Below are 25,721 nucleotides of genomic sequence, written 5' to 3' on the forward strand. Positions count from 1 at the left end.
TCCGCCATCCATTTAGTTCATAACCATCCGCGGACCAAGATTAATCATACACTTACCCTGCACTCCATCTTCTTCTTGCAGGACGTTATGTTTGCTGGTTACTTTCTTCATACTCATATGTGTCAGCCGCTTTTATACCCACTACAATATCTTGTAGACCAGCTGGCTTTGCGTTCATCAGCCACACAATCCGCTTCACTTCAAGCGCTCAAGTTTTTTTATGAATTCTGGCACCAGAAATATGGCGTGACGTTTTGCTTCAGTTTCTATTCCTCGTACCACAATCCATTGATCGCTATTGAAGAACTGACGGCCCTTTTTCATTATCTGGAAAATGGGTGTTCATGTGCACCAGTGTTAACCATCGGGTCTACACAGACCACGCCTCAACGTCGTACAAACATCCGGCATGCGCATGCGGTTATTCGATTTATCAGATATCTGATTAACACGTATATCTCATCGAGGCATATGGATGGCTCGCCTAAAGAACTTACACAGCTTGCCACACAGTTAATGAGTCGGTTATCGATACAAAAAGAAGAATTTCGCTCTCTTGCTCATTCTCGTCAAATGAACAATGGCATGACCTATAAGCGCTTTCGAAGTCTAACAACATTTAGCACTCGCCGAACGTCGAAAGGCGTCTTCGTTGATTCACCTGCAACCGGAATCAACGATACTCACCTCCGCACCTCATTCACCCCCCGTTGCTACGCCGCTGGATATCGTCAAACCCTCAAGGTCCTTGATCTTTTTAATATCAGAGGCCTCCATGCCGCCGTATCTGGACTTCCAGTTGTAGTATGTGGCTTCAGAGATACCAGCCTCCCTGCAGACATCTTTAACGGTTCGTCCGGCTTCAACCGACTTAATCACAGCGATGATCTGATTCTCAGTAAAACGGGCTTTACGCATCGCGATCTCCTTCGTTGGAAGATTGATTATGCCGGATGATCTCTAAATATGAATGGCACGATTATGCGGGATACTTACAACAATACCACATAGCTTCCCACTGATTTCTCCAACCAATGGTTGGAGAAATCGGGTAATTGAACTTCTCTGGGTAGAGGATTGTGCGGCAAGCATTCTCGCTAGGCTATATCTTCTCTAAGAAGGTAACCGGTAATGGAATATTGCTCGACTAGAAAATCCAGAACAACCATTGACTGTGCTTTTAGATTTGGTGTTCGTCTAACTTTGTCATGATTTTTGTATAGATATCTTCTCATATATCTTTCCAACAAAAATAGTGTATTCCCTGATTTATCTTGGGATAAATCGATATCAAAGGTCTTAATTGCATGACTGATCCAATAAATCCCGTCATCTAAAAATTCGCTTCCTATGCCACAAAGGAGTTTACAGATGCTATAAATAAAAGATGATTCACCACCTATCTTACCGCTTAAATCACTAAAAAATAATCTATTCTCCGGTGAAAATGTATGCCATGTTTTTGCTTCATCCTGCCAAGGGACTCTTGCAAATAAAAAGGATTCGATTATGCGATCTTTATCATGTTTCCAACCTTGATTGTTTATTGAATCAATGACGTGGCCTTTAAATATACTCCAAACATACCAAAATGAGTCCGGCATATTCAATGAGTCTTCAGCGCTAACAAATTCATTTAGCAAATCTGCCATACCTTCACTTAAGGTAAAATTAGCGGTAAAACACTTAAGGTATTTGTCCTTCTCGCTATTCTCTAGATGAAGGATAAAACGGGCATAGTGCTTTAAAAATTGAAGTCTGAAGGTATAATCAATCCGATCTTTTCTGTCTCGTGAAAGCAATTGTTGTGAAATTATCCCAATAATTTCCTCAGCAAATGGTACTGGTTTCTTGTGTTCGCCATCCACTAGTGCAAGCTGAAAAGCAGTTATCAATATATCATTATCTATGCTTTCAATATTGTCTATTGCGGATTCCGTGATGGTTTCATCTTCAATACTTCTCACTACACTCTCTAATTCATTAGATAACTCATGCTCAAAGTCTTTGTCGTTAATTTCATATCTGTGCTGCTTATATGCTTCTTGTTTTAAACGCTCCCGAACATCTCTATATTTTTGAGATATTACTAAATAACCAACGTACAGCGATTTCATGAACTGAGGGTCTTTATTCCACAGGTGCTGAACTGCTTGAATGGCTACTGAACTTATCCTGTCCATTCCCATCATAGATATTGAATCATGCCTCATTAGCGCTTTGATTAATAGCAGCTTGATAGTTAGTCGTTCGTCCGGAAAATCTTCTATTAATATTGGGAGCACAAATAAAGCAGGAACAAGGCCGTCGCCGATCTGGTGCATGTAATCATCATTGTTAACGATGTTTACATATTCAAATATGACTTCCCTACAAAATTCTAGTTCGGTTTTTGCTAATTTTTCCTTAAAGTCTCGCAATAACACAGCGCACACATACGATGGTGTGGCTCGACAAAATAGTAATTCCTCCCCCATGTTACCTTCTGAAAGTTGATTCCATATTTCTTTTGCCTCGCCCAAAGCAGTCAGTGGGTCATTTTCATAGGATTCATATTTTTTGTAATTATCTCTATTATAGAGTCTGCTATCAGCCCAAATATTTAAACCGGAATATGTAAACGGTTTGCTCGCTTCTCGCAGAGACGTTTCACTATATTCCTTAAGCTCTGAATCAATCTCTGGGTTGAAATCAATTGCTATGCCATTTTCTACTTCCTTCACTTCAGGTGACATTTTCCTTTTGTCCATACGGGCCAAATATAAACGCCATGTTTTATCTTGATAACTTTCTTGTTCTTTATCTGGTAAATCTGTGTAGTGAACATCAAGAATCTTCCAAATTTCCTGAAGCCTTTTCTCTGATTCTTCCTCGCTTACTTCCTCTGTTCTAAAAAACTGGTAGTGAAGCGCTATACTTTCTAATGATAGTTTCCGATGTTTTTGGTCACAGGCACTTATCCTTTCATTTTCGTGATGTTCATTTATTCGGTTGATGCTAAAATTTTTTAGCGAAGTAAGCTGAGTTTTATGTGTTTGATCCAGCATCATTCGAGATGTGTCAAAGAAGAAAAACTCTTTTGTCCTGAATAGTATTTTAGCTACATTAAATGTTTTCTCATGAAACGCACATACAATGCTTGCGACAACTGCCACGAGTGCAGAAGACTCAGATCTAGTTAAGATATAGTTTAGATAATATTCAAGTGTTTGAGCTTTGGTATTTTTTCCTCTCTCAAGAAAGAAACGTTCTAGTGACATTAATATTGATTCTAATAAATCAGGGTTTACCTGTGTACCTCGGTACATGCACCAAAGACGATTTGAAATAGGGAGATAAATTTTCTTCCCATCATCCAGTAACAGTTTCGCTGTTTCAATCTGGCCCTTATCAAGGCTCGATTCTGCATAATTTTTTGAAGCATAATTTATTAGTTCAGTAATGAAGTTTAATGTTAATCCTAAATTAGTTTGCAGTAAAGCGTATATGGGGGTTTGATAAGCACTGGCTGGATAATAGTCTTGATGTCCATTCTCAATGCCAAATTCATGATCTATCTCTAATCTTGAACTATAAAAATAATCATCGCTTTTTGGTGATTCATACATCCATAGAAATTTGGCAAGAGCGATCACTTTTTCCGGAATTACTATAGCAACATTAAAGCATTCCATTCTTGTTAAAATGAATTCACTCATTAAATGATATGGGTCGTTATGTTTCTTCCAATTATTTATAATTATTTCATCAATGATAGCTTCCAACTCGTTTTTAATTTCACCTACCCCATAAAGAATGGTGAGGATTAAATTCTTGGAAAAATCATTATCGCTATCACCAATATAGACATTATCTTCGATTGATGATTTGTAATACGATAATGCAATTATGCTGGAATGTTTAGTTGAATCTCCAGACTTGTTGTGACAGTTCCAATCGTAGAGAACAGGTAATACAAAATTAAGATTATTAACACCTATTTTTTCGAGATTGTCATTAATGAACTTGATAAGCGATTTCCATCCGTTTCCTTTCGGCTTGGTTATTACATATTCCATTGATAAAATATCTGGCGCTCTCACACCAAGTCTATCAAAAAAGCTATTATCTATCTCCTTGCACCCTATTCTTATCAACAAGCATATACGTTTGAGAAGCCGCAAGTCGTCTTCCAATAGTGAATCTTTATTAACGTTAAAAAAGTAATCGGAATAGTCGGATAGAAGCATGGAAACGAGAACTTCATCTTTCCACAAATTGGATATTTCATGAGATGACAAGGATTCAACAATAAGATGGCTAACTTCTTCATTAGCCGCACTAAGCTTTTCTGATAACCACCGCCTGAAAACTCTTCTTATGGGCAAAGATTGTTGTATTCTATCAAAAAATATTTCTGCATTTTCTGAGGATAAAAAGTTGCTCTCGACGAATTTATCGAGCGCCCATTCTTCATAAATATCATGAGTAATAAAATATCCACGAGTGGACTCATAGCTAATTATTCCATCTGAAACCAACGATTTTTCTACTGTTTCATTTGAGTAGCTAGCGTCTGGAATGACGAAAAATCTTCCGGAATTAGCTCTTTCTTCGGCAAGATGTATAAAAAATTGTTCTCGTTGTGGTGACCGTTTTGCAATGACTCTTGGCCATAAAGACTCTTTGAATTCAAAGTAGCTTGCAACTTTGTTTTCCTGATAATATCTCAAATACTCTCTGAGATAAAATGGGGTCAATATGAGAGCTTTGAGATTTTTATCATCAGGGATGACAAAATCATGTTTTTTAGCAAGCTCAAATAATGTATCTTCATTCAGATTTTCTAGGTGTATTGATTTAAAACTAATTTTGTACACTTCATATAGTTGAAATATTAAATCATCCAAGTAGATGTTTCTCGTGGTGAACCACACTCTCCATCCGGCTTTAATTAAACTGGATAGGTACTCTTTAATAGGATTGGTATTCTCTAGAGCAATTAAGTGTTCCGCAGAATCAATGACAACTGTTTTATTATCAGCACCTTCATGTGCTTCAATAAAATCATTTAAAAAAACACCCGGCAAAAACTCATTCAAGTTGCTAACAGAAAATTCCGTCGCCTTATGGACATAAAAGACCTCTCCCTGACCTTTATTGCCATAAAGCTCTTTTATTAGAGCCGTTTTTCCTGTGCCGCCTTCTCCACTTATAATTAACGCGCCAGTATCTGACCTTTCAATTTCGGATAAAATATTAGAGCGATTGATTGAAACATCTTTATCACTAAAGGTTATAGCAGTTTCAATATCGTCAAGAATTGAACGGGTATGAGATTCAAATGACGCCAAAAGTGTAAGTAAATTATCAGAACGACTGAAGAAGTACGAAGTGATCCGGCTACAATCATCGACAACAAACGGCGATTCGAAAAAGCTACAGCATCTCCATTCAATTTCTAAGTTGTTTGCTTTTGCCTTCGTTTCTACTTCTATTTTTCCTTGTGGTTCCTTTCCCTTATTTTGACCCCACTCTGAATTCGTATAAAAAATTATTTTATTTAAATCAGGGTAATCACGTTTCGCTTTTGTAATCGTTTCTAGTAATTCATTTTTGTGAGTGGATAATGCTGTTTCATAAAATTTAGCTTGCCAACCAACATTAACTCCATTTGAGGAAACTGGATTGGTTTCTATTGCCGATTGATTTTTATATCGAAAAATTCCAGTTTTCACTCGAAATTCATTGCAAAAAAGGAGATAACACATCCATTCAAAAGCGTCTTGTGGATTTGTTGAAAATTTTGCTTTAAATATATCCCAATCTGTCTTAATCAATTTTACTCTATCCTCTTTAAGTAATAACTGATATTGAAACGATATCATTTGCAATGACTATTGGAGGCTTTTGTAAAATAGTAAAGTCTCGCTTTGGTTCAAAATCAGCCCTTCTCTGCTTAACGCGACATAACTGAGTACATAGTTAATCATTTGCAAAAGTAGGTCAACTAATGTCGAAAGAAACAAGTCAAGATTGTTGAGCTAAGCAACTTCGGGACAGAACCTAGCTGGAGACTTCACTTATCCTTGCATCTGGTGCAGGCATGACAGCAAACGGTATACCCTGTCTAAATCCGACGCTAATCAAAATAGATAGTTACAGGTTTTTATATGCCATCTCAGAATCATTCCAGGAAACACGTTTTGGAGCGGGAAAGTAAATACGACGCCCAATTACAGCGAGTGACGAATGCCGCAATGTTGCTTTTCGGGGGCAGAAAACAGGATGCGCTTAATTGGCTGAACATGCCAGTCAAGGGGCTGGGCAATGTTGCTTCGGTTTCTCTTTTAACGACAGAGGATGGTGTGCAAGCCGTCATAGACCTGATTGGTCAGCTCGAATATGGCGTTTTTTCTTGATTCCTTTATGGCCCATGGTGAAGTTGAAAGCATATTTTCCTTTACCGTCAGACGATTTCTCGCACCATTGGTGCGAGTTTTTTTGCACGGCTGTTACTGGCTTCGGCTCAACGTATATGGTTAAAAACCCACCAGGAAAATTGTCTCTCTACTTCCATTCTTAGTTCCGGGTTAGTTTTCATCGAGGTTGTATCAGGCATGCCGTCCGGACAAAAATCAGCAAGCTGACTTTGAATTAACTTCAGCTTTTCTTCTTTTTCCACTGCGTTCTCAAACACCATGAATGGCAGCTCGATAATCGGCGGTTTGGTCTGGGTGGTTAACGGCATAGTTATGCCTGAATGACGGCCAGGCAGGGAGTGAAATTCTCTGATATGACTTAACAGATTGTACTGTAAGCTGTTTTTCACAAAGTAAAAAACGTCTGCATAATAAGCTGTCACGAATCCATCCCTTTTTTCTGGATAAGCCAGCGTGTCCATCTCTGGAAAGGGAAACTTTAAACCTTCATTTCTGTAATGTACGATTGGGACTCGCTCGAGTACTCGCCCACGATATTTGAGTATGTATTCGTACTGGAACGGTTGCTCAATACTAATTGTTGACCACCAATGCTGTCCTCCCATGTCTTCATCAATATCACCAATGTGAATGGCGTAATCCGGATCCAATCGATAATAGGCCTCGCTGATACCGTCGTATTCCCAGTTGTCGTAATCCAGAAGCAGTCTGACGATACGGTCGGCGGGTGCCAGGTCCAGGTTAAAGCGCTCTCTCCATATGGCCATGACATCTCCTGGGCTGGCGCAGCCATTTACGGGCGTATTGGCATCCTGTTGCCGGGTGTAAACGACACCGGCTCTGACAGTTTTTCCCTCTTTGCTATAGTCTTGGGTCAGATAATAAGGTTTCATTCTGACATTACGAATTTGTAGAATAGCCAGCACTTTATGCTGGAGTGTGATGTGGTGCAGCTGAATATCCGGACAATGGTGTTCTGCAAAACTCACTTTTCTTAACAGATCGATTAAATTTGCCTGGTTAAGTTGCTTACCATCTTCCGGCACGCCGACAATCAGCCCTTCATCAGTCACACCAAAAATCAGATACCGGTCACCGTCATGCAGGACGTTTGCCATACAGAGGATATCGTGAATAAGAGCGGCATTGTTTTGGTGGTAGGTTTGTTTAAAGTCCCACCATGGCCCTTCTTTTCCACTGGCAATCAGTTTTTCGATGGTTTCGTTCATAGTCCCCTCTATCCAATCTGGTGTACGTTTGCTTGCATCAAGTATTCCCCCAGTCTACTCAAATTGGTAGTGTTATATAGGTGGCAAGTCAGCTGAAAAATCGAAAAATCGAAAAATGGATTTGGATATGAAAATTGCAGACTTTCAAATTGGAATGCGCTTTCTGACATGCACTGCCCAGTTATGGCAATGCACAGATGTGGGAATACGGACGATTCTGGCAATTGAAATCGATCCATCGCGTGATGAACATTGGTATAACGGCCCACCATACGCGGTACCAGAAGAGGTTTTTGATGAAACCAGTATTCGCACCTGCTATCGAAGCGAGAAAGAAGCCATTCTGGAGTCGTTGACTGACGACTTTGAGCAAAACATTCATCCGGAGTATCCGAGCGAGGTGATAAAAACTTTTATCCGTTATTTATCAGAACAGCAGACATATCCTAATGAGCGTCTCTTTCGCATCGACCGGGTTGGCGAAGACGGTGAAATTCATCATCCTTACGCTGCAAGGGAAATCGATGATGAATGGCAAATCCTGGTATACCTGCCATTTACGCAGGCGTTTACTGATTTTTCTGAAGCCGCGTTTATTCGAATGCGTGTTGCCACTGAGCAGGATTTTTGGCAAAGGAAAACAGCATGGATAGTCTTAAATTAGTGGAGTGATGAAAAAAGTCAGGTTAAGTATTGGTCTATGTCCGGAATTGGAAAATTCTAAATCAGCTATCAAGATAACTAGAATAAAAATATTTTAGGGGACCCAAAGCGGTTTATAAGGACTTCTAAACCATGACACTATCTATTTTTTCGAACCGTTACGACTGGCAAAAATCAAAATATCCTCGGTTAGCAAAACGTCGATGTATGAGTTGTTCACCGGAGGTGGTCAGATAGGGAAAAAGTGACTAAAGATGCTTGTTTACTGTTAGTTCATGAAGTAAGCGTGGGAAAAATGGGCGATAGACGTTAAAAAAACCTTGCAGAACAACCGATAAGCTAACTTTTAATTTGTGAACCAAGTTTTACCCAACATAAGTTAAATGATCTGTGGTGATAATGAGTTTGTGATTTGATCGCTGAGTTAACGCTGCTATTATCTAAGTCTTAAGGTTGGAATCATAAATTTTTCAATAAATTACCCTGCTAATTCACAGTCCTCACGGGATGAAGGAGCTCTCTGATGAATATACCCGGTCAGCAGTCGCCTGACAGCACCCTTCCCTCTTATGATGTCTCTCGAAGCCTTGGCCTACAGGCCGGTACTGATATCGACTTTAAAAAGCTAGCCGCGCAGCTCGACTGTACACGTAACGATTATTAAAGCGCAGAATCCTGGCATCTCCAGTGCTGGCGTAAAGGCCGCGATCCGTGCAGGTGTTTATCCGAAACGTTTCCCCAGCGAATCGTTACAAAAATCACTGCAGCGCGAGTTAATGAGTGCGGTCAACAACGCATCGGCCTTTGTGGGGAGTTCACTCACAGGGACTATCCGCAACCCACAAAATACCGTCCAGTCAGGGCGTTATGTAGTTGGTGTGCTGCAGTCATTTTTACCTAACTAAACGCTGAGTATATAAATGTTTAAAGTTTTAACCCGTCGCCTGCAATATTGTAACGAGGTGTCCGCCAGCATAAAAAATGCCGCCCCGACACAGTTGCAGCAGCTTAAGACGCAGTTGGCTGAAGATATGGTTAAGCCTGTGGGGCTACATACCATGGGTATTCCGGCGGCGGTCAGTACGCTCGGGGTGATTGTCAGTTTCGCCATTCCGCAACTGTGGCTGGGGTATGGCGTACTCGCCGCACTCGGCCAGCCAGCAGAGCGCGTATTCGTGTGGGTCGTGCTGATCGCCCTGCTCTTCGCTGGCATCAACGGAGTGACGATGTTTATGATTGGCAAAGGTAGCATGCGTGCCGTGCGGATACAGATACCGCTAAGCCCAAGCATGACAATACTTACCAGTGCCGCGGTCAGACTGACGCCCGGAGAAGAACTACCGCTCAGCGCGGCCAGCAGATAGGCTGCCGTTAATACCAGGCTTAGCACCGCCAGCGTAAGATGTATCCTCTCTACCGCTTTCTATAAGATGCTGCTATTTACTTTGCATAACAGAGTCTGGCGCAAGCTTATCAGCCAGACGCGCTAAACATTCATTCCATTAAAATCCCGCCGCTACGTGCGGCGATCCGACTATCGCTCCTGAGGAAGCCTGAGAAACAGTGTCCGTTCCTGAGTCTGCGATGCTTTAAAACCATGGTGGATATAAAACGCTTTGGCGTCCTCAGTGAGTGCATGAACCATGATCGCCCGCACCCCAATATTCTCTGCTACCCGATAACAGCGTAAAACCGCATCCTGGAGTAAATCGGCTCCCAACCCATTTCCGCGTATTGAGACATCGACAGCCAGACGGGCAAGAATAATCACGGGAATGGGATCCGGCATGTTACGCCGCAAATTACCTGTCGCTTCCGTATGGTTAACGCTGCCGGTAGCCAGAGAGTAAAATCCCGCGACCTGCTTTGTGCCCGTTTTACAAACGACAAACGTTCGGGCTGCGCCAAGCGCCTGGTTTTTCAGACCTCTTTGTTTTAACCATTCGTCAAGCACGGCCTCTCCACTGACGAACTCCGCCAGTTGATGGACGCTGGATAAGGGCTCTGGGGGGGTTACACGTCCCACTGAGGTTTCCTTGCCAGCAGTTTTTCTATGGCAGGATCGTCGGCGACCGGGGCATCAAGCATATCAATGAACTCTGCATACTGTTCATCGTTAAAATTGAATACACGCCGATCGAGGATCACATTTTCGGCTGCCTGACAGGCCATCTCCAGAATGAAGTCAGTACGTGATTTATGGAGGATCTCTGCGGCGGCATCGATAAGCGCCCGCTGGGATTCTTTGGCTCTAAGATTGAGTTGAACATCTGATTTCATGGGTATACCTCTTGTATAGCAATTGCTTTACAAGCATAGCATAAGCGGCGCGTATAGCAATCGCTATACAGGTCCCTTAATCATGTCTGACTTCTTCACTCTGCATATCGCAAGAATTTGCTCTCTCAGCCAGCGGTGCGCGGGATCGCGTTCCATTCTTGGGTGCCACATCTGTGATACCGTAATTAGACGGCTTTTGAACGGCAGCTCGAAAACCTGTACCTGGTCCGTTACCTGCTGATTGAGTAAATAGAGAGCGGGTATCATGGCGATAAGATCCGATGCCACCGCCACGGACAGCGCCGTCGGAAATCCCGGTACGACGCTCGCGATTTTACGTTTTGTTCCGAGTTCGGCCAGCGCATCGTCAACGGATCCGTGCAGTGCACCCTCGGGTGACGCTACCACATGGCCCCAGGCGACATAATCCTTCACCCCTATTTCTGCCTGCTTAGCCAGCGGATGCCCCTTACGCACGACGCCCACAAACCGATCCTCAAACAGTCGTTGCAGCCGTATTTCAGGCCCCATATTACTCTGGACGCCAATCTCCAGATCAACCAGCCCTTCCCGAAGATAGCGCGACGTTTTTTCCGGCTTAGGCGCAAAGCGTATACAGACGTCCGGCGCGGCGTCGGCCACAGCCGCTATAAGCGCAGGCCCAAACGCCACCACAAAACCATCGTTTGCCCTGATGGTAAAAAGTCGCGCCAGGCTTCGCGCGCTGAACGTTTCAGTTGAGGGCTGTAATACCGCCCTGGCCTCGTGCACTGCACGCCTGGCATGGTCCCGGGTCGCTTCGGCCCACGGGGTCAGTACCATGTTACGTCCGGCGCGCACCAGAATCGGGTCGCCAGTGACGTCGCGTAACCTGCTTAATGTCCGGCTCATTGCCGAGGTGCTGAGGTTCAGACGACGTGCCGCGCCTGCCACGCTCGCTTCGCTCAGCAATATGTCGAGTGCTATCAACAAATTAAAATCGGGTTCGGACATCTCCTTCCTCCCTGCATATTCAGATAAGGCGTTTCATGCAACGATAAAGTGTAAATGGTGCGCCTTCCGCCCTGCAAAAGCCATCTTTATAGTTTTGTCATCCACACACTCTTCTCTAAGGACAACAAGATGATGCTTTTTTCCAGCCAACCCGGTGACGATGGACTGCCTGGCCCGACGCGCGCACGGGTGATGGCCGCGATAATGACCACCACGTTAATGGGCGTGTTTGATGGCACCATGATCAACATTGCCCTGCCCTCCATGGCTCAGGAGATGCAGGTGCCAGCCAGTTATGCCGTCTGGTTCGCCAACGGGTATCTGCTGGCGGCTGCAATGACGCTGGCGATATTCGCGGCGCTTGCGGCCCGCCTGGGTTATCGCCCCGTATTTCTGGCAGGCCTGACGACCTTTACCCTGACATCGCTGGGTTGCGCGCTGGCGAAAACGCCCGAAGTGCTTATCGGTATGCGCGTGCTTCAGGGGATCGGCGGCGCAGCGACGCTGAGTATTGCTCCCGCGATACTGCGGTCCGTATTTCCCGAACGATTGCTTGGCCGCATTCTGGGTTTGCACGCCCTGCTCATCGCCTCCAGCTCCGCTATCGGCCCGGTATTGGGCGGTACGATCCTTCACACCCTGAGCTGGCAATGGCTTTTTGCGATAAACGTTCTTCCCGGCACCCTCGCCTTGCTGCTGGCGGTCAAAGCGCTGCCGCGGGATGCGGTTCGAAAGCAAGCGCCCTTTGACACCCTGGGCGCCATATTGTCGGCGCTGCTGTTGGGTTCGACGATCGTGGCGGCGAACAGCCTCCAGGATGCTACTTATCACACAGGTAGTCTTTGCTGGACGGTTCTCGCTGCGCTGAGCGGCATGGCTTTTATCTGGCAGATCCGCCGCACGGATAACCCCTTACTGCCGCCAGCCATATTCAAAAATGAACGTTTTACCCTCGCGGCCTTAACGTCGATGATTGCTTTTGTCAGCCAGGGTATCACCTTTATTGCGCTGCCCTTCCTGTTTCAGAGCGAATACGGCTACAGTCCGGTGATTTCTGCCCTGCTATTTACGCCGTGGCCGCTCGGGATCGTGCTGATTGCGCCGCATGCAGGCCGGTGGGCGGACACGATTTCAGCCCCGGTGATTTCAACCCTGGGGCTGATGATTTTTGTCGTCGGTTTGATTCTGCTGGCAACGTTACCCGCCAGCCCTTCGATGTGGGATATCTGCCTGCGAAGCCTGGTTTGCGGGATGGGATTTGGCTGCTTTCAGAGTCCCAATAACCGGGAAATGCTCTCAAACGTTAGTCGTGACTATGCGAGCTATGCATCCGGTGTGTTATCCATTATGCGCACGTTCGGGCAGTGTCTGGGGGCCGCCGCTGTGGGCGTACTGCTGGCGACAAATGAGAGAGCAATTCATGCTGCACTGTGGATCGCTGCGGCGGCTTCTGCGGTAGCGGTCATCGTCAGCGCGAGCCGACTGCGTAAAATCACTCATCCTGCGGAAACAGGTTGAGCGAGCAAAAGCTCCCGGGTCGCATCTTCAAAATTAGGGCGCGGCCCGTACACCACTTTTACATGCTGTAATTCATTAATGATTTCATTACTGATGTCGTGACCATAATCCACTGTAGAGGCGCTATCTTTATTGAAAACGACCGAATAGTGATGATCTATTCTGTATTTTTCAACGGTATCAGATATGACTCGCTGGCTTATATGCCGCAGGCGACCCTGCTCTGCCCGCAGTTGCGTGTTTTTACTCATATCATCGATCGCTTTCATTTCACGGCGCAAGGGTTCTGGCAGAGCGTAATATTTTTTCTCAACTTCAAGCGCGGATTTTTTAGCTAATGCGAGAAGTATTTCGTTCTGCTTTTTTTCCTGTGCCAGTAACGGTGATTCACGCAGGATCCGCTTGTAAGAAATACATGCAACCCCTTTTTGTCCGGCGTGAGGCTTAAGGTGACCGTTAAAAGAATATAATCCTACAAGACACACAAAAATTAACAGAATGAATGAAAAGCGTGGCTCAGACCGTTTAGTAATCATTGTCAGTTCCACCGAATAAATAGGGTCGCAGAGGAAATGTACACGACAGAAACACATAACGGTAGCGCAGAGGTGTACAAAAATAAACCGCAGCGCTACCCCCTGTCATGATCAAAGGTATCAATTATATTTAAGGGTGATTGTCCCAGTGGCATTTGCTTGCCCTGGCGTGACAACGTCACTGGTTTTGTAATACCACGCTTTAAAACGTAAGGTTTCAGACTCTCCGGCCCCGCCTGTATTTGCCGGATCGCTATAGGTGGTTGCGGAGCCGATATCAGCAAGCGCGGTACCATCGGCAGCCAGCCCACTGCCTTGTGATGCGGCTTTTACACGACTGGAATTAAAAGCTTGTACCTCCTGACCAATGGCCCAGTAGGTAAAACTGCGTAGCGCCGGTTGATAGGCTGATATCACGACCCCCACACCGGTCGCCGTCGTACCCGATTCAGACTGGTCTAAAGCAATCACTGAACCATCATCGTTGTCGCCCTCGGCAAGCGGCCCGTTGATGGTCAAGGTCACGTTGGTGCCTGGCTGACAGCTCAGACCAACATCCTGTTCGGGTCCTTCCACCATCTTAAGATTATCAAACGCAGAGGTATCCACATCGCCCATATTAAACAGCAGGGAAGAAACGGATGCTGAGCATCCCATCGCATAGACTTCTATCTGTGTATTTGACAAATAGACTTCTGACGCATTATCACCGTTATCCGAACTGCTTTGCCCTTCACGAAATTCCACCGTCGCCAGTTTGCCGCTCTCGAGGGCCAGATTACCGCCCGGGATTGTACCCCCCGTCGCAATCAACTGCACACGATAGGCCGAGCCCGCCAGCGTATGGCTGCTCTCGCCATCGCCGGACTGCCATGAGTTATCAACCGCACGTTCATAATCATACGGACCGGCCTGGTTAAGCGTGTAGGTCTTAATGCCGATACCCGGTATCGTGGTCGGGTAGATATTATCTCCCACCGGCGACGCCGACGCTAAATGAGTCGGGTTATAATGAAATCCTACGTAATAATCCCTGCTACAGTTTTTAATCGTGACATCCCCATCCGTCCCGCTGATATATCCAGAATCGTATAACACTTCGCCAAAGGTATAATTTTTCGCACTGACCAACAGTTTCGAGGGTAATGGGATCGTCGTAACGGTAACATCATCGCCGTTATCCCGGTTACAGGCTGCATGACTTAATAGTGGGACTGGCCCCAGCAATAACACCAGATAATATAAATATTTTGACATGAAATTAGTCTGCTCACTTAAGCTCAGTTATAAACAACATTCAATGTAATCGCACTGCTGAATGCACCCGGTGTTGGGGTCCCATGTGGGGTATACATTCGGGCAGTAAAAGTCATCGCGCCGGTTTGGTTTTCGAGCGCAACCGGGTAGCTCACGCCGTTGGCCAGCGCGACACCGCTGATGGGATGTTCGTGATCACGGATAAACAACTGAAGGCCGACATCGGTCGCGCCGCCTGCATCTGCCGCCACCTGATTGGCGTAAATGACAGAAGCATAAGCCGGATCTTCAGCGTAAGGTGCGCCTGTAAAGGTAACCGTTGCCTGGCTTAACCCTGCGGTGCAGCTGTCAAACGCGATGGTCACTGGCACATTTCCTGTGTTCCCCCCCGCTACGGCAAAGTCTTTCCAGTAATATTTCCCGAGGTCGACTGCCTCCGGTTTGGTGACGTTACATGAGCCATCAATAATGTTTCCGGTGACATGGAACTCAATATCATTGCGATCGGTGTACGCCATTGCCGGCGACACGCTCAGCATGAATACCATTCCCGGGCCGATGAGCGATTTAAGGCCGGAACGGAGAATAATGAAGCGTGCCATTAATTTGCTCCCGATACGGGATGGCAAACCCCGTTGATGAATAAAATATCGGCCTCTGTTTTTGCGCCGGCAAGTGTGTAATCAACGGCGCACTGCTTGTTCGCCGCCTCCCCCCACTTAACAATTAACCGCCCTTTCCCGGCGAGCCCGACGAGATACACTTCCCCGCCGTGCCAACAATACTGCTGCGCGTGTCATCCGACTCGCCGCTGGTTTGTGTTACTACTGCGCCAAACGGCACCGGTTTACCGTTGTAGGTCAGCGTCATCATCGCCTTTTGTCCAATCCAGGTGTTGTACTTCACGCGTACTACCGCCCCTTTGGTCGGCACCACGGTTTTGGCGATGTTATCAATGGCCGCAGAAGTATCGCTGGCATCCACTGTGTTGAGTGAGATCGAATTGCTGTGATACGGACGAACGTACGGCACAATGGCGTTACCGAAATAATCGGTATGAACGTTCGTCTGCCCGTTGATCGGCATACCGGAAACACCCGGTGTTTCAACCAGCGCTACGCTATCGTTCAGCTGACGCGCCAGGGTGATACCGTCGCGATGCAGCACCACGCCCCCGCGCAGGCTGTAATTCACTCGTCGGCTGTAATCGTCGTAGCTATAGCCTGCGGACATATCGGCATAAGTACTTTGATAACCCACAGTGATATTGCCGTTAGTAGCTTCAGAATCGGCGTTATAGCCTTCTGAAACCTGCCAGTTCAGCTGGTTTTCCTGCATCGCGGTACCGGAAATTCCGATGTTGTGCGTGGTATCGCCGTTTTTACTACTGTTCATCGAATAGTTAGCCGAAACAGACCGGGCCGCTTCACTGTGGCTGAAGGCGCTGAACGGTACGCTCAGGTTAAGCGAGAAGACGTTATCGTCGTCGTAGTTATCGGAATCGTTATTGTAACCGCCATTGACGTTTTTAGAGTGGGCATAGTTCAGCGAGTACGACACCGGTCCAAGCGTGCTGCTGAAGCCCAGGTTCATGGAGTCCGCATGTTCACTGTTCCAGTAAGAGGCGTCGTACATGCTCAGTGACAGGGTGCCGAAAGGCAACGTCTGTGAGATTGTCACATCAAAACGGTTTCGCTCCCGGCCATTATCAATAGTGCTATTGCCCGGATCCCAGTCATTGAGGAAGTCCTGAAACGAAAGATAACCCCGGGTTGAAAATTTATAACCGGCGACGGCAATATCGGTGTTGGTCTGCTGAAGCGTCTTACTGTAGCGCACGCGATACGACTGGCCGCTATGGTGTTCCTGTTGTCGCATGTTGTCCGGCTGCGGGATATCCGCCCACGACTGGGAAATATCAAATGAGAGCGCTCCGGCGCTGCCCATATTAAAACCAGTTCCGGCAATCAGGTTGGAATAATTGTCTTCCGCCTGAATATAGCCGCCGTAAAGCGTGATCCCTTTTCCGACGCCCCAGGCCGCTGATCCCTGAATAAAGTTAAAATCCTCTGCACGTGAACCCGACCCGTCCTGACGGGTTTTGCCCGCCACCAGGCCATACTGTACCTGACCTTCACGTTGCAATACCGGCAGCGTGGCGTAAGGCACAATAAAGCTACTTTGCGTACCGTCGGACTCTTTGATCACCACCTGCAGATCGCCGGAGCTGCCGGTCGGATACATATCGCTGAATTCGAACGGCCCCGGCGGCACGGTAGCCTTATAAATGCTGTGACCGTTCTGGTATACCGTCACTTCGGCATTGCTGCGGGCTATACCGCGTATTACCGGGGCGAAGCCTTGCATGCTGTCCGGCTTCATATCGTTATCCGAGTACATTTGTACACCGGTAAAACCGACGCTATCAAAAATGCCGCCGCGCGTGGTTCCTTGTCCCAGCACCAGCTGGCTTTTGAGAGATTTAATATCCCGTGAGGCGTAGGTATACACGGAATCCCAGTCATTTTCGGATTCGGAATGGGTATAGGTGGAATAGTTGCGAAAGCGCCAGGCGCCTACGTTCAGCCCCGGTTGCAGGCTAAGAAACTGATTACTGCTGTCGGTGCCGTTGCGCTGATGCAGATCCTGTTGACCTGAGACGCTGTAATTAAGTAAACCCGCCGTGATCCCTTCATCCCAGCGCTCCGGTGAAACATAACCCCTTGCGGTGTTAAATAAAGCAACCTGCGGCAGGATCAGGTCGAAACGCTGCTGCGCCAGATCGATTTTTTCGTCCGCGCCTGGGATGGCATACAGATCCACACATTCGCTGGCTTTTTCCTGTTCGCCAAAATAGTTATCGACACGAACGTTCCAGGCTTTCAGCTGAGTGACGTTTAAGCATGCCCCTGTGCGGTCTGACGTAGGGGCACTTTTCAACCGTCGAAAAGAGAGGGTTTTACTGTCTACCAGATTGCCGTTGATAAAAATGTCGACGTTATAGTCCCCGGGCGGCACCTCATCTTTGGCAAACAGACTGAGATCCATTGCTGGCACTTCTGCGCTGTCTGTTTCCAAAAGATGAGGGTTGAAATGTTCCTGCGCACGTGCGCTGAAAGAACTAAAGACAACACTGAGCCCGAGCCCTAAAGAAAGGACGTAGGTTTGTTTCACTTTTTCCATTGTAACCCTGTATCCGTGCGGGAGACTTACGGTGTCGATTAATATGAGGTGACTTTGTCCGGGCCTTTCACGCCATAATCATTAATAAGCGACCAGGTTACTTTGCCGTGAGGTGACATAACACCTTCAGAAATACTCAACGTGGAGAATGGCGCGACAAAATACTGCCCGCTTAACGCCTGGTGATTAATTTCAATTCGTGAGAAGTTCATATAAAAAGGTGTCGGGTTATTGACCTGTAAACCCTTCGCGGTCAGGTTCCACTTAAGCTTTTCCGCACTGGATTCTGGCGTCTGCCCCTGTAATGCTGCCGGACGGTAGATCAGCTTAATCTTTGAGTTGATGGCAATTTGCATCGTATTTTTACCTTCACTACCGTCGGTAGCGGGGATCCCTTTCACGTTCAGCCATAACAGCGATTCACGATCTTCCGGAACAGGTAAACCTGAACGCACAATACGAATTGACGCTTTTTTCCCGGCTTCCAGACGGAATAGCGGTGGCGTAATAATCATATTTTCTTTTTTAACGGGCTGCCTTTAGCCGGGCTAATCCACGACTGTACCAGGTTAGTAACCTTGTCAGAGTTTTCAACGGACAAAGAGGCGGCCTGGCGGGAGCCGTCAAAAATAACCCGCGTACTCCCGGTAACAATACTGGCGGACGCGTTCAGGCTGGCGGCGCTGGCCACGCAAAAAATAACAGCGGCGATGGGTTTCATAATGCACTCACAAACTAAAAAGGAGGGTTTCCCCTCCTGCGGAATCAGTTATAACGGACGTTGTAGGTAATAACAGCGTTAACATCGCCGGCAACGGCCTGCCCGGTGGCAATCATCTGCGCGGTATAGGTTTGACTCGCTGTGCCATCGGTGAAAGTAATAGGATCGTTATCTGCATTATTTTTGACGATGGTACCATTTGAGCCGCCCTGCTTGAGCTGAACGGCCACGTTGGTTGCCGCACCCAGCGTAGCAGTGTTTGCAAAATAGGATGGATCGGCTGCAACAGCATCAACAGGGCCTGAGAAGACAATATTTGCAGTCGTGCTGGTTGGGCAGTTATTCAGGTCGAACACAAACTGTTTTGGCGCGCCAAGGTCGCCTTTTGTAGCGAGGTCGGTTGCCGCCGTTGAGCCCAGATCAACGGTCGCATTTGCCGTGCCGCCATCAACGGCAATATCACAACCCTGATCGAGCACCGTTCCATTAAATGTGATAGTGTTAGAAGCCGTCGCCGCGCTCGCGCCACAGAAAGTCAGAATAAGCGTCGCACCAATTTTAGTCAGTTTCATTCGTTGATATCCCAATAGAAATAATAAATATCTTCATTTTTATTCCTGCCAGGACGAGACAATAACAAAGTAGCTCCACTGAGCTCACAATGAATAATGCACCGTTTGTGACAAGGCAAATATAAACCCTCAGGCAGGAATTAGATTCGCAACATCAATAAACGACATCAGCAAACCCGAAGTAAGGTTACAAGAAAGTTACGGAGTTTCGTAAAATAAAGTAATTTAATTTTAGACAACCTTTTGTTATGGCCTGGATTGGCATTTTGTTAGCATTCGCGCTGTTTTTTCTGAGCAATAACGCCACCGGCAGTGTTGCTAGCAGCATATCCAGACTGACATATTTGAGCGAATGAGAACAATAGGCATGATCAACAAAAAAAACATGATCGCATTAACCCTTTGTGGCCTGATGATGGCAAGTGGCAGTGCGCTGGCGGGCCTTCCTTCTGGTGACAGCGACAATAATATTAATACCAACCCAGAGAACGATGCGGGGACTCAGGGCACGGGCGGCGTAGTCCATTTTACCGGTAAGATTACCGATGCATCCTGTAATATCACCACCGACTCAGCAGGGCAAACCGTTGAATTAGGCACCTGGGCTGCAAGCTACTTTGCCACCCAAAAAGAGACCACGCGCACGCCTTTCCAGATCTCAGTTGAAGGTTGCCCGGATTCCGTTAAAACCGTTGCCGTGTTGTTTGATGGTAACAAAGATGCGAATGATAATACCCTGCTGGGTTTAAATTCCTCCGTGGACAGCGATGGCAATACGGCGACTGGCGTTGCCGTTAAACTCTATGAAAGCGACCGTAACACGCAGATTAAAATTGGTGATATTTCTCAGAGTATCGACCTTGCCGAAGGGGAAGATTCAAAAACACTCAATTTCTACGCCAATTATAATGCCACCACCGATGTCGTCAGCACCGGAGAAGCCGACGCAGATGCCAATTTCCTGATGGTTTATAACTGATCGACTGATGATAAGCAGAGCTTTCTCTGCTTATCTTTTTCCTCTACGGGGATCTGAAAATGAAGAAACTCACCGCGGCCCTGTTCTTTTATTCGCTCGGCATGAGTCTGTCAGCACACGCGGGGGTTGTGATGGGCGGTACGCGTGTTGTTTACCTTGAGGGGCAAAGAGAAGTGGCAATTTCCATTACCAATATGGAAAAAGAAACCCCTTATCTTATTCAGTCGTGGATTGAAAATATTGACAGTAAGAATAAAACCGCTCCGCCCTTTATCGTGACGCCTACGTTATTTCGTTTAGATGCGGAACAGAAAAACTCGCTGCGCATCAATTATCTTGGAACGCCATTACCCACTGACCGGGAATCTGTTTTTTGGCTTAACATCAAAAATATTGCCCCGAGCAAAAAAGCAAACAGCAACAAATTGCAGATTAACGTGAAGTCAAAATTCAAGTTATTTTTCCGTCCCGCAGGGTTGAAAGGCAATGCCGAACTTGCCTACAAAAAATTAAAATTTACCTGTCGTAATAATACGCTTAGCGCACACAACCCCTCGCCCTGGTTTGTATCGTTTTACAAGGTCAGCGTTGGGAACACCGACGTTGAAATGCCGGGAATGATTGACCCCTTCTCCGATCGTCAATGGCACATTCCCTGCTCGGGGACCATTCGCTGGCAGGCGATCAACGATTACGGCGGGCTGACGAGAGTCGCCACGCAATCCTGACGCTGTGACAACACGCCTTTGGCGAAAGCCAACGACCGCACATGCATTCTCTCGGCCCACGCAATTTACCCCGCATTTATACGCTCGCGATGCTTGCGGGTGCGGTCACGTCTGGCATTCATGTGCGCCGGGCACAGGCCGATGAGTACTTCGATCCTCAGGCGCTGGAGATCACCGCAGATCAGCAGCAGGCTAGCGACTTAAGCTATTTTTCCCGACAAGGCGGTCAGCAGCCGGGACATTATCGTGTCGCGGTTGTTGTTAACCAGACGCAGCGGGATGAGCGCGAAATTGCATTTGTCGATACCGGGGGAACGCTCTCACCGGTCCTCAACCTGGCGTACCTCAAGAGACTTGGGGTAAACATCGCGGCCTTCTCTTCGTTCGATGCGCTGCATGACGAGGAGACATTTACGGACATCGGCAAATATATTCCCGATGCGTCGACGCATTTTGACTTCACCCATCATCGGCTGGTTTTCAGCATTCCGCAGGCAGCCATGTTGCAAAAAAGTGCCGATTATATTCCTCCCGAACAGTGGGACGACGGCATCCCCGCTGCTTTTGTCGATTACAATCTTACGGGCTCGACAACCAACATCGACAATATTCATGACAACAGCAGCTATCTGAGCCTGCGATCCGGTATCAACCTGGGGGCGTGGCGTTTACGCAATTACGCCACGTTTGAATATGGTAATACCCATCACTGGCAGTCTCAGGGAACATCACTCCAGCGGGCCATTACGCCGCTGAAGAGCGCGTTAACAATAGGGAATGCCTACACGTCTGGCGAGGTTTTTGACAGTTTTCAGTTTACGGGGCTTCAGCTTGCCTCGGATGAGAATATGCTGCCGGACAGCCAGCGCGGTTTCGCGCCCACGATCCGCGGGGTCGCTCACAGCAATGCCCGCGTCAGCGTTCGCCAGCACGGTTACACCATCTATGAAACCTATGTTGCTCCTGGCGCATTTGTCATTAGCGATCTCTTCCCTACTTCGCAAAGCGGCGATCTTGAGATCACGGTCCATGAAAGTGATGGCAGCGAACGCACGTTCACCCAACCCTACTCCTCGGTGGCCTTCATGCTACGGGAGAAACGACTGAAATTCAGCGCCAGCGCCGGACGGTATAACAGCCCTGACGCCGAGGGCGACACCCCGCCGTTTGTTCAGGCCTCCGCCTTTTACGGATTGTCTTCAAGCCTGACGCTGTACGGCGGAGCGGAGCTTTCCGGCCACTATCAGGCTCTCGCGCTGGGATTAGGTAAAGATTTTGGCCGGTTTGGGGCACTGGGTGTGGACACCGTTGCGGCGAAAGCACACCTCAGTGATGACAGGCTGGCCCTCGGGCAGCAAATACGCGCTCAGTACCAAAAAAATCTCGCTGAAACGAACACGTCGCTCACCCTTTCGACCAGCCATTATACGACGCATGACTTTTACAGTTTCAGTGAAGCAAATGATGACAGCGATCCAGACCAGCACGTGCATAACCGGCGTAACCGCACACAGTTCAGTTTGACGCAGGATCTCGGTGCGCTGGGCAATATCAGCGCATCCTTTTACCGTCAGGATTACTGGAACGCCTCGGCGGTCGATCAAACCGTCCATCTTGGCTATTACGCTAACTACAAAGGGGTGTCGTTGAGTGTTGGGTATTATCTCACCCGCTCAAGCGCTGATGATAGCGACAACGAACGGGCGATAAACCTTAGCATCAGCGTCCCACTCAGCCGCTGGCTACCCGGCGCAACAACCAGCTACAGCCTCAACAATAACCTTGATGGCCATACTACCCGGCAGGTTTCGCTGTATGGTACGGCGCTGGCCCACGATCGCCTGAACTATAACCTCCAGCAGGGCTTCGACAACCAGGCCAATACCGCGAACAGCAACCTTGCGCTGGCTTATCACGGCGGTTATGGCAGCGCCAGTCTCGGGTACAGCCACGATCGCTATAGCAACCGCGTGAACTACGGCGCGGCAGGCGGCATTGTGGCAACACAGTATGGGGTGACGTTGAGCCAAAGCCTTGGGGATACCCTGGCGCTGCTCCGCGCTGACGAGGCGTCGGACGTTCAGGTTGAAGGGGCGACCAATGTTCACACCGACTCCCGAGGTTATGCCGTGATGCCAACCTTATCGGCGTATCACAAAAACACCATTTCGCTGGATACCGAAACGCTGGCAGAAAATGTCGATCTGGACCAGAACAGCAGAACGATTGTGCCGACCAGCGGCGCGGTCGTCCTGGCGAATTACCATACCCACGTGGGCATCAGAACGCTCATCACCCTTACGGCACACGGGCGCCCGCTTCCATTTGGCGCCAGCGCGTATGTCTCGAACGGGACGTCTGCGAAATCAAGCGTCGGCATCGTTGGCGAAGCAGGACAGGTCTATCTCAGCGGCGTGCCGCTACGCGGGACCTTGCATGCCAGCTGGCGGCAGAAAGGCCAGGATATGCGCTGTAGCGCCCCATTACGCCTTCCGGATACCGCTGGCCGCACTCCGGTCACGCTTATGAACCTTCAGTGCCAATAACTTACTGAGATACCTGTGAACAATATCAACCGTTTAATCAATCTCCTGATGCTCGCTTTTTTGCTGATTCACGCTACGGCAAGGGCGTCTCAGACCTGCCCGCCGACCATGGGCGATGCGGTCATTAACTTTCAAAACTACTCGATCACTGATAACCCCTCGATCCCTCCGGGGTCGATGCTTTCAGGCGCTATCCTGGGCCAGGAAAACCGCTCGTTTTATAACTGTCCTGAGGGAACCGGCCCGGTAACGATGCGCTTTGTGGCCAATAACGCCTTAACCGTAGCGCCCGTCAGCGGCGTGGCGCCGAACGGTACGGGCGCCCCGGCCTCCGTTTATGACGTGCCAGATATTCCCGGCGTCGGGTTTGCGGTGGGCATTCGCGAAACCACGCACTGTGCAGCTGAACCCGTGCATTACATCGCCTCGGGGGATGACAGCGTTGCGATTTGCAGCACAAACGATCCCTCGCAAATGGCGACCCAGTTCTTCGTCGTGTTTTATAAAACCGCGCAGGAGATTGTCTATGAACAGCCGAACAGCGGGCAAATTCGCGCAGGAACGCTGATTCTGGAGGATGCTAACGGCGCGGTGATATCTGAAGCTGGCGTGACGGTGGAAGTCGCTGCCGCCGACCTGAAAGTGCATAAATCGAGCTGTTATATCTCGGATAACAACATCACCGTCAATATGGGACAAAGTAGCGTAAGCGATCTCAACAAAGGAATGGATGGGGATAAACACCGCTTCATCATCCCTCTGGTCTGTGACGCATCCCAAACGGCAGCGGTGAAGATCGGGTTCTTTGGTCCGACTGAAAAAGACGCGCAGAATCACGATGTGCTGGCGCTAAGTCAACAGGAGAGCGCCGCTACCGGCGTGGGGATCCGCATTCTGTATGGCGATAACTACGGTGCCGCCAGAGGGACAACCGTTCCTCTCAACAGCACCGGTGTCGAACCTTTTGCCAACGCTGCCCGGCAGACCGCGTTTTCCCTGGATTACGACGCACAATATGTGCGCACCGAAACCCAGGCCACCGCGGGGCTGGCAGACAGCCTGGCAACATTTAGTCTGATATACAACTAAGCGCTACTCCAGTGCCAGCAGCGCAAAACTCGCCAGCCAGTGCCCGCCGCTGTAGTGACTGCCGACAACATGCTCCACGCTCGCCGAGAGATGGCGCGCAACGGCATCGCGCAATGGCTTCCGGGCGTGATGATTTTCCGGCAGGGCGCGGGCAATGTGCTTCATACACCAGGCACGGCTGAGGTTGAGACCGTCCAGATGCGCGATTTTCGGGTCGGTGCGATCGCTCACCTCAGCCGGGTTCATGAGCGCAGAAACGGCGCCCACTTCAGGCAGAAACGCATCGAACCAGGCCGGGAAATCCTCCACCACCTTACTCATCAGCAGGGCCTCGGTCAGCGCTCCGGAGATATACTCGTCGCCACCCGGCTCATAATGCGCAGGATAATGCGTGTCCGCGAGGTAATACCGCGTTGCCGCGTCCAGGATGGCGCGCTCAAGCGTGTCATCGTTCACCGCCCGGGCATAATCCAGCCCCAGAGCGAGTGCAAACGCCGTGTTGTAGTGCGTCCCGACGCGGATCGGATAGGTAAGCTTGCTGAGGTAATCCACCAGCCGCTGGCGAATATCCCGCGTTAACGGTTGCAGCGTCTGGTACCAGCGCTCCGCCTGCGGCAGTGACGATTGTTTCAGCTCCTGGGCCAGCGCCAGCAGCCAGCCGTAGCCATAAGGTCGCTCAAACGACGCGCGGAACGGCGCGGTAAAATAGGCCAGCTCCTTCGCCACCTTCTCGTCGGTCAGGTGTTCTTCGAAGAGAGTGATGATCTCTTCCCGACACGGCAGTTCGGGCCAGAGACGCAGGCAGCGCAGCAGCAGCCAGTAGCCGTGCACCGCAGAGTGCCAGTCAAAACAGCCGTAAAAGATCGGGTGCAGTTCGCGAGGCGGCAGAACGTCGCCGTCATCGTTGAGCAGATGCATAATGTGGTTCGGATATTCCTGACGTAAATAGGTCAACGGCATTCTGGCGAAGGCGTCAGCCTGATGTTGCGTTAATTCCATTGCAGC

Annotated in this window: 19 protein-coding genes and 5 pseudogenes; 11 read left to right on the forward strand and 13 right to left on the reverse strand. The window is 48.3% G+C overall.

The genetic code is table 11. The features are described 5' to 3' along the window. Nucleotides 1-87: 87 nt before the first annotated feature. Nucleotides 88-615: pseudogene (locus HWQ15_RS23490) on the forward strand (hypothetical protein); the annotation flags it as partial. A gap of 123 nt (nt 616-738) precedes the next feature. Here HWQ15_RS23490 and HWQ15_RS19535 read toward each other — a convergent pair. After that, nucleotides 739-918 (reverse strand): annotated as a pseudogene (locus HWQ15_RS19535) (transposase); the annotation flags it as partial. 179 nt (nt 919-1,097) lie between these two features. Next, nucleotides 1,098-5,819 carry an AVAST type 4 anti-phage nuclease Avs4 gene (avs4, locus tag HWQ15_RS19540; protein WP_237765802.1) on the reverse strand — a complete coding sequence of 1,574 codons (4,722 nt, stop codon included), beginning with the start codon at nt 5,817-5,819 and terminating at the stop codon, nt 1,098-1,100. A gap of 333 nt (nt 5,820-6,152) precedes the next feature. Here avs4 and HWQ15_RS19545 point away from each other — a divergent pair, with 333 nt between their 5' ends. Next, the gene (locus HWQ15_RS19545) at nt 6,153-6,401 is read left to right on the forward strand and encodes an antitoxin Xre/MbcA/ParS toxin-binding domain-containing protein (RefSeq protein ID WP_080454250.1); all 249 of its coding nucleotides are present in this window, start codon (nt 6,153-6,155) and stop codon (nt 6,399-6,401) included. A gap of 107 nt (nt 6,402-6,508) precedes the next feature. Here the strand turns inward: HWQ15_RS19545 and HWQ15_RS19550 are convergent, their stop codons facing one another. Then, nucleotides 6,509-7,651, reverse strand: coding sequence for a helix-turn-helix domain-containing protein (locus HWQ15_RS19550; protein ID WP_063148891.1), 1,143 nt, complete (start codon nt 7,649-7,651; stop codon nt 6,509-6,511). 127 nt (nt 7,652-7,778) lie between these two features. Between HWQ15_RS19550 and HWQ15_RS19555 the strand changes: the two genes are divergently transcribed. From HWQ15_RS19555 to HWQ15_RS19565, 4 genes and pseudogenes are all read left to right on the forward strand, one after another. After that, entirely contained in the window at nt 7,779-8,315 is a 537-nt protein-coding gene (locus HWQ15_RS19555) for a hypothetical protein (protein WP_063850159.1), read from the forward strand. 522 nt (nt 8,316-8,837) lie between these two features. Further along, entirely contained in the window at nt 8,838-8,978 is a 141-nt protein-coding gene (locus HWQ15_RS19560) for a hypothetical protein (protein WP_162269090.1), read from the forward strand. Beyond that, nucleotides 8,971-9,219 (forward strand): annotated as a pseudogene (locus HWQ15_RS23320) (hypothetical protein); the annotation flags it as partial. The gene HWQ15_RS19560 and the pseudogene HWQ15_RS23320, both read left to right, overlap by 8 nt. Before the next feature lie 15 nt (nt 9,220-9,234). Continuing rightward, entirely contained in the window at nt 9,235-9,678 is a 444-nt protein-coding gene (locus tag HWQ15_RS19565) for a hypothetical protein (protein WP_139153383.1), read from the forward strand. A 170-nt stretch (nt 9,679-9,848) separates the two neighbouring features. Here the strand turns inward: HWQ15_RS19565 and HWQ15_RS19570 are convergent, their stop codons facing one another. From HWQ15_RS19570 to HWQ15_RS19580, 3 genes are all read right to left on the reverse strand, one after another. Next, nucleotides 9,849-10,340 carry a GNAT family N-acetyltransferase gene (locus HWQ15_RS19570; protein WP_063148892.1) on the reverse strand — a complete coding sequence of 164 codons (492 nt, stop codon included), beginning with the start codon at nt 10,338-10,340 and terminating at the stop codon, nt 9,849-9,851. Beyond that, entirely contained in the window at nt 10,328-10,594 is a 267-nt protein-coding gene (locus HWQ15_RS19575; RefSeq protein WP_003857131.1) for a DUF1778 domain-containing protein, read from the reverse strand. The genes HWQ15_RS19570 and HWQ15_RS19575 overlap by 13 nt, the downstream gene beginning before the upstream one ends. Before the next feature lie 63 nt (nt 10,595-10,657). Then, nucleotides 10,658-11,587: a LysR family transcriptional regulator gene (locus HWQ15_RS19580; protein ID WP_063148893.1), complete on the reverse strand. Its 930-nt coding sequence runs from the start codon at nt 11,585-11,587 to the stop codon at nt 10,658-10,660. A 129-nt stretch (nt 11,588-11,716) separates the two neighbouring features. Between HWQ15_RS19580 and HWQ15_RS19585 the strand changes: the two genes are divergently transcribed. Then, nucleotides 11,717-13,105, forward strand: a complete 1,389-nt coding sequence (locus tag HWQ15_RS19585) for an MFS transporter (RefSeq protein ID WP_063148894.1) — start codon at nt 11,717-11,719, stop codon at nt 13,103-13,105. On the opposite strand, the gene HWQ15_RS19590 is transcribed toward HWQ15_RS19585, so the two are convergent. From HWQ15_RS19590 to HWQ15_RS19615, 6 genes and pseudogenes are all read right to left on the reverse strand, one after another. Next, the gene (locus tag HWQ15_RS19590) at nt 13,084-13,641 is read right to left on the reverse strand and encodes an OmpH family outer membrane protein (protein WP_023300131.1); all 558 of its coding nucleotides are present in this window, start codon (nt 13,639-13,641) and stop codon (nt 13,084-13,086) included. The genes HWQ15_RS19585 and HWQ15_RS19590 overlap by 22 nt on opposite strands. 120 nt (nt 13,642-13,761) lie before the next feature. Next, nucleotides 13,762-14,898, reverse strand: a complete 1,137-nt coding sequence (locus HWQ15_RS19595; protein WP_063147317.1) for a type 1 fimbrial protein — start codon at nt 14,896-14,898, stop codon at nt 13,762-13,764. A gap of 23 nt (nt 14,899-14,921) precedes the next feature. Then, nucleotides 14,922-15,500: a fimbrial protein gene (locus tag HWQ15_RS19600; RefSeq protein WP_063215923.1), complete on the reverse strand. Its 579-nt coding sequence runs from the start codon at nt 15,498-15,500 to the stop codon at nt 14,922-14,924. Beyond that, a pseudogene (locus HWQ15_RS19605) lies at nt 15,500-18,081 on the reverse strand (fimbria/pilus outer membrane usher protein). Before HWQ15_RS19605 ends, HWQ15_RS19600 begins: the two are co-directional and overlap by 1 nt. Before the next feature lie 38 nt (nt 18,082-18,119). Next, nucleotides 18,120-18,802: pseudogene (locus tag HWQ15_RS19610) on the reverse strand (fimbria/pilus periplasmic chaperone). A gap of 44 nt (nt 18,803-18,846) precedes the next feature. Further along, nucleotides 18,847-19,374, reverse strand: coding sequence for a fimbrial protein (locus HWQ15_RS19615; RefSeq protein ID WP_022648149.1), 528 nt, complete (start codon nt 19,372-19,374; stop codon nt 18,847-18,849). Nucleotides 19,375-19,741: 367 nt separating this feature from the next. Here HWQ15_RS19615 and HWQ15_RS19620 point away from each other — a divergent pair, with 367 nt between their 5' ends. The 4 genes from HWQ15_RS19620 to HWQ15_RS19635 are packed head-to-tail and all read left to right on the forward strand — an operon-like array spanning nt 19,742 to nt 24,716. Next, entirely contained in the window at nt 19,742-20,353 is a 612-nt protein-coding gene (locus HWQ15_RS19620; RefSeq protein WP_022648150.1) for a fimbrial protein, read from the forward strand. 59 nt (nt 20,354-20,412) lie between these two features. Next, nucleotides 20,413-21,081 (forward strand): molecular chaperone, encoded by a 669-nt coding sequence (locus HWQ15_RS19625; RefSeq protein ID WP_063148895.1) that lies wholly within the window; start codon nt 20,413-20,415, stop codon nt 21,079-21,081. Between the two features lie 41 nt (nt 21,082-21,122). Then, a complete protein-coding gene (locus HWQ15_RS19630; protein WP_223862007.1) occupies nt 21,123-23,627 on the forward strand; it encodes a fimbria/pilus outer membrane usher protein in 2,505 nt (834 codons plus the stop codon). 15 nt (nt 23,628-23,642) lie between these two features. After that, a complete protein-coding gene (locus tag HWQ15_RS19635; RefSeq protein WP_022648153.1) occupies nt 23,643-24,716 on the forward strand; it encodes a fimbrial protein in 1,074 nt (357 codons plus the stop codon). Between the two features lie 3 nt (nt 24,717-24,719). On the opposite strand, the gene HWQ15_RS19640 is transcribed toward HWQ15_RS19635, so the two are convergent. Further along, entirely contained in the window at nt 24,720-25,715 is a 996-nt protein-coding gene (locus tag HWQ15_RS19640) for a DUF2891 domain-containing protein (RefSeq protein ID WP_063215924.1), read from the reverse strand. Between the last annotated feature and the right edge of the window lie 6 nt (nt 25,716-25,721).

Origin of the sequence: Enterobacter sp. DSM 30060 (assembly GCF_013375955.1) — a bacterium.
GTDB classification, from domain to species: domain Bacteria; phylum Pseudomonadota; class Gammaproteobacteria; order Enterobacterales; family Enterobacteriaceae; genus Enterobacter; species Enterobacter intestinihominis.

Bases quoted from the DNA above. Each gene is read 5' to 3' on its own strand.
- HWQ15_RS19595 (WP_063147317.1), bottom strand. From the start codon at position 14,898: ATGTCAAAATATTTATATTATCTGGTGTTATTGCTGGGGCCAGTCCCA.
- HWQ15_RS19555 (WP_063850159.1), top strand. From the start codon at position 7,779: ATGAAAATTGCAGACTTTCAAATTGGAATGCGCTTTCTGACATGCACT.
- HWQ15_RS19625 (WP_063148895.1), top strand. From the start codon at position 20,413: ATGAAGAAACTCACCGCGGCCCTGTTCTTTTATTCGCTCGGCATGAGT.
- HWQ15_RS19580 (WP_063148893.1), bottom strand. From the start codon at position 11,587: ATGTCCGAACCCGATTTTAATTTGTTGATAGCACTCGACATATTGCTG.
- HWQ15_RS19545 (WP_080454250.1), top strand. From the start codon at position 6,153: ATGCCATCTCAGAATCATTCCAGGAAACACGTTTTGGAGCGGGAAAGT.
- HWQ15_RS19560 (WP_162269090.1), top strand. From the start codon at position 8,838: ATGAATATACCCGGTCAGCAGTCGCCTGACAGCACCCTTCCCTCTTAT.
- HWQ15_RS19630 (WP_223862007.1), top strand. From the start codon at position 21,123: ATGCATTCTCTCGGCCCACGCAATTTACCCCGCATTTATACGCTCGCG.
- HWQ15_RS19620 (WP_022648150.1), top strand. From the start codon at position 19,742: ATGATCAACAAAAAAAACATGATCGCATTAACCCTTTGTGGCCTGATG.
- HWQ15_RS19575 (WP_003857131.1), bottom strand. From the start codon at position 10,594: ATGAAATCAGATGTTCAACTCAATCTTAGAGCCAAAGAATCCCAGCGG.
- HWQ15_RS19640 (WP_063215924.1), bottom strand. From the start codon at position 25,715: ATGGAATTAACGCAACATCAGGCTGACGCCTTCGCCAGAATGCCGTTG.
- HWQ15_RS19615 (WP_022648149.1), bottom strand. From the start codon at position 19,374: ATGAAACTGACTAAAATTGGTGCGACGCTTATTCTGACTTTCTGTGGC.
- HWQ15_RS19590 (WP_023300131.1), bottom strand. From the start codon at position 13,641: ATGATTACTAAACGGTCTGAGCCACGCTTTTCATTCATTCTGTTAATT.
- HWQ15_RS19585 (WP_063148894.1), top strand. From the start codon at position 11,717: ATGATGCTTTTTTCCAGCCAACCCGGTGACGATGGACTGCCTGGCCCG.
- HWQ15_RS19600 (WP_063215923.1), bottom strand. From the start codon at position 15,500: ATGGCACGCTTCATTATTCTCCGTTCCGGCCTTAAATCGCTCATCGGC.
- HWQ15_RS19565 (WP_139153383.1), top strand. From the start codon at position 9,235: ATGTTTAAAGTTTTAACCCGTCGCCTGCAATATTGTAACGAGGTGTCC.
- HWQ15_RS19550 (WP_063148891.1), bottom strand. From the start codon at position 7,651: ATGAACGAAACCATCGAAAAACTGATTGCCAGTGGAAAAGAAGGGCCA.